The 3,496-nt window shown below is 63.4% G+C and carries 5 protein-coding genes; 3 read left to right on the top strand and 2 right to left on the bottom strand.

What is annotated here, in order from left to right; all coding sequences use genetic code 11:
* The 3 genes from rpoN to ptsN all read left to right on the top strand — a co-directional run.
* A partial coding sequence (gene rpoN, locus EN745_RS32010; protein WP_127423097.1) for an RNA polymerase factor sigma-54 occupies positions 1-1,154 on the top strand: 1,154 nt, incomplete at its 5' end.
* Between the two features lie 290 nt (positions 1,155-1,444).
* Positions 1,445-2,029, top strand: a complete 585-nt coding sequence (gene raiA, locus EN745_RS32005; protein WP_126058303.1) for a ribosome-associated translation inhibitor RaiA — start codon at positions 1,445-1,447, stop codon at positions 2,027-2,029.
* Between the two features lie 61 nt (positions 2,030-2,090).
* The gene (gene ptsN, locus EN745_RS32000) at positions 2,091-2,555 is read left to right on the top strand and encodes a PTS IIA-like nitrogen regulatory protein PtsN (protein ID WP_006200387.1); all 465 of its coding nucleotides are present in this window, start codon (positions 2,091-2,093) and stop codon (positions 2,553-2,555) included.
* 70 nt (positions 2,556-2,625) lie between these two features.
* Here ptsN and EN745_RS31995 read toward each other — a convergent pair whose 3' ends face one another.
* Positions 2,626-2,883: a DUF1150 family protein gene (locus EN745_RS31995; RefSeq protein ID WP_124995408.1), complete on the bottom strand. Its 258-nt coding sequence runs from the start codon at positions 2,881-2,883 to the stop codon at positions 2,626-2,628.
* A 64-nt stretch (positions 2,884-2,947) separates the two neighbouring features.
* Positions 2,948-3,373, bottom strand: a complete 426-nt coding sequence (locus EN745_RS31990) for an Hsp20 family protein (RefSeq protein ID WP_126058304.1) — start codon at positions 3,371-3,373, stop codon at positions 2,948-2,950.
* Between the last annotated feature and the right edge of the window lie 123 nt (positions 3,374-3,496).

The following is a 3,496-nucleotide window of genomic DNA, read 5'->3' as shown; positions in this document are numbered from 1 at the left end:
GCGGCATGGGAGCGTCCTCGTCCGAAGGTTTCGATGTCGGTGACATGGCTGCCACGGCGATTACGTTGCGTGAGCATGTCGGCGAACAGATCGCGCTCGCCTTTGCCGATCCGGCGGCGCGGCTGATCGCCGGCGAGCTTGGCGACGGTCTCGATGAGGCCGGCTATCTAAGCGCCGACATGGCCGAGATCGCGGCCCGCCTCGGCACCAGCGAAGCGGCGGTGGCCAAGGTGCTCGGCATCTGCCAGACGTTCGAGCCGGCCGGCCTGTTTGCCCGCGACCTTGCCGAATGCCTGTCGCTGCAGCTTGCGGTGCGCGACCGGCTCGATCCGGCGATGCAGGCGCTGGTCGCCAATCTCGAACTGCTGGCGCGGCGCGATTTCCAGGCGCTGAAGCGCATTTGCGGGGTCGACGAGGAGGATCTCCTGGATATGCTGGCCGAGATCCGCGCGCTCGATCCGCGGCCCGGAATGGCGTTTTCGGGCGGCGCCAGCGACGCCATCGTTGCCGATGTCGAGGTGCGCGCTGCCAATGACGGAAGCTGGACGGTCGAGCTCAATGCCGAGACGCTGCCGCGCGTCCTGGTCGACAATGTCTATTTCGCCAGAGTTTCGGGCCACGCGAAGAACCAGGTTGAGAAGGATTTCCTGGCCGAATGCCTGCAGAACGCCAACTGGCTAACGCGCAGCCTCGACCAGCGGGCAAAGACCATCCTCAAAGTCGCGTCGGAGATCGTGCGCCAGCAGGACGCGTTCCTCGTCCATGGCGTGCGCCACCTCAAGCCGCTCAATCTGCGCACGGTGGCCGATGCCATCGGCATGCACGAATCGACTGTGAGCCGGGTCACGGCGAACAAATACATGCTGACGCCGCGGGGCGTCTTCGAACTGCGGTATTTCTTCACTGCCTCGATCGCTTCGGCGGGCGGTGGCGACGCGCATTCCTCTGAAGCGGTGCGCGACCGCATCAAGCAGCTGATCGACGAGGAAAAGCCCGTCGACGTGCTCTCCGACGACGCCATCGTCGATATGCTCAAGGAAAGTGGCGTGGACATCGCCCGGCGCACCGTCGCCAAGTACCGGGAGGGCATGAACATTCCCTCCTCCGTGCAGCGGCGGCGTGAAAAACGCGCGCTCGCCAGCGCCGGGCGCTGACCGCAGCTCTGAAAACGGCCGCGGCGCGGCCGGATTTCCACAGTTTTCAAGCTTCATTGACAAGCTGCAATGAAGTGTCTAGAAGCCCGCCCGCATGAGGCGGGTCTGATGCCCGCAGCGGATGGGACCGTCACGGCGAAGGCTTCGCGACGGCCAAGAAGGCAACTTGTGATCAACCGGAAAGTTCGGATTTAAAATCGGCGCGAGCGCCGCCGCAAAGCTTGTGCGCGCGGACCACGAGTATAAACTCGGGACAGTTTGAAGCCTGAGCAAGGAAGGTCAGTTTTCAGATGAAACTGCGCATTTCGGGAAAACACATGGATATCGGCGATGCGTTCCGTACGCGCATCAACGACCGTGTCGGCGAAGCGATCGGAAAATATTTCGATCGCGGTTTTTCAGGGCATGTCACGGTCATCAAATCGGGGTCGCGCTTTTCGGCCGACTGCATGATCCGGCTCGATTCCGGCGCCTCATTGCAGGCGACGGGCGACGCACAGGATCCCACGCTTGCCTTCGAGGCGGCGGCTGATCGCCTCGAAACCCGCCTTCGGCGCTACAAGCGCCGTCTGAAATCGCACAATTCCGGCAACGGCAATGGCGAGCCGACCGACATCGCCTATACGGTGATGGCCCCGCTTGCCGACGACGACGAGGAGATGCCGGAGAATTTCGCTCCGGCGGTCGTTGCCGAATCGACGATGACGCTGCGCACCATGTCGGTGGCGTCCGCGGTCATCGAGCTCGACACCAAGGACAGCCCGGTCTTCGTGTTCCGCAACGCCGGGAACGAGCATCTCAACATCGTCTACCGCCGGCCGGATGGGAACATCGGCTGGATCGACCCGTCCACGACCAAAGTCGCACAGGGATAGCAGCCAGCCGCGCGAGGGGGCGAGGACTGGCTGCGGCGGGCGAACAAGGGGTTTTTTAAGCATGGATCTTAGCGATCTGATCAACGTTCCGGCGATCATGCCGGCGTTGAAGGCGAACTCCAAGAAACAACTGCTGCAATTGCTGTCCGAGAGGGCGGCAGCGATTTCGGGCATTCCGGAGCGGGAAGTGTTCGACACCATCCTGCAGCGCGAGCGGCTTGGCTCCACCGGCGTCGGCAACGGCATTGCCATACCGCATGGCAAGCTCGCCGGGGTGAAGCGCATTGCCGGCGTCTTCGCCCGGCTGGAGACGCCGGTCGATTTCGAGGCGCTGGATGACCAGCCGGTTGATCTGGTGTTTCTGCTGCTGGCGCCCGAGGGGGCGGGTGCAGACCACCTCAAGGCGCTGTCGCGCATCGCGCGCGTGCTGCGCGACGCCGACACCGTGGCCAAGATCAGGGGCACGCGCGACGCGGTGGCGATCCACGCACTGCTGTCGGACACGCAGGCCTCGCACGCGGCCTGAAGTTTTCGGATTGAAGGTTTCAGAGGGCCGCCTTGGGCGGCCCTTGCCATTTCGGACGGCCAGCGGTCGCTCAGTGAATGGCGACAGTGGTCAGGTCGTTCTCCAGCGCGCCCGCCAGCGCCCGGTCGCGGGCGTCCGAAAGCAGGATCGGCTGGCCATTGGCGGCAAACAGCGCCCACAGTTCCAGGCCGGGCGCGATTTCCCCGAGGCCGGGGAAGCGGCCGCGCAGATCGTCGCTCGAGACTTTCCTGAGATAGGCGACCGAGCCTTCGCCGAGATGGGCGAATTCGCCACTGGTCATGGTCAAGGTTTCGTCGGTTCTGGTCATTTCAAGCCTCCTTGGCGCGAGGACGCCGTCCAAGGCCGCCCCGCATGAGAGCCATCGGTAAAGATCAGTCTTTCACCGATATGTTTATTTTCCGTACCAGCCGCTCGACCTCCGGCCGGTCGAGATCAATCGACAGCAGGCCGTTCTTCAGCTCCGCCGCGATCACCCGCATGCCATCGGCCAGCACGAAGCAGCGCTGGAACTGGCGCGCGGCGATGCCGCGGTGAAGGAATTCGCGCTCGGTGTCGTCGGTCTGACGGCCGCGCACGATCAACTGGTTCTCCTCCGTCGTGACATCGAGGTCGCTTTCGGCGAAGCCGGCGACGGCGAGCGTGATGCGCAGCCTTTCGGCCATGCCGTCGGCACCGCTGAGGCGCTCGATGTTGTAAGGAGGATAGCTGTCACCGGACTTCGCCAGGCGCTCGAGCGTCTTTTCCATGGTGTCGAAGCCCAGGAGAAGCGGGCTCGAAAAGGGCGTCATTCGGCTCATGTTACAGTGTCCTCTAGAGAGCGACATAAACTGGAAAAACCCGGATGGCATTTTTCCCGATTGTCTTGATATGGTCCGCCGCGCGGACAAGTTCAAGCCATCATAAACCCCGCCCAAAAACCC

Source organism: Mesorhizobium sp. M4A.F.Ca.ET.022.05.2.1, from assembly GCF_003998845.1.
Taxonomy (GTDB): Bacteria; Pseudomonadota; Alphaproteobacteria; order Rhizobiales; family Rhizobiaceae; genus Mesorhizobium.
The sequence above is the reverse complement of the archived record's forward strand: the minus strand, read 5'-3'. Positions and strand labels throughout refer to the sequence as shown.

What these genes read in the sequence shown, in the direction of transcription:
- raiA (WP_126058303.1), top strand. Translation starts at nt 1,445, where the DNA reads ATGAAACTGCGCATTTCGGGAAAACACATGGATATCGGCGATGCGTTC.
- ptsN (WP_006200387.1), top strand. Translation starts at nt 2,091, where the DNA reads ATGGATCTTAGCGATCTGATCAACGTTCCGGCGATCATGCCGGCGTTG.
- EN745_RS31995 (WP_124995408.1), bottom strand. Translation starts at nt 2,883, where the DNA reads ATGACCAGAACCGACGAAACCTTGACCATGACCAGTGGCGAATTCGCC.
- EN745_RS31990 (WP_126058304.1), bottom strand. Translation starts at nt 3,373, where the DNA reads ATGAGCCGAATGACGCCCTTTTCGAGCCCGCTTCTCCTGGGCTTCGAC.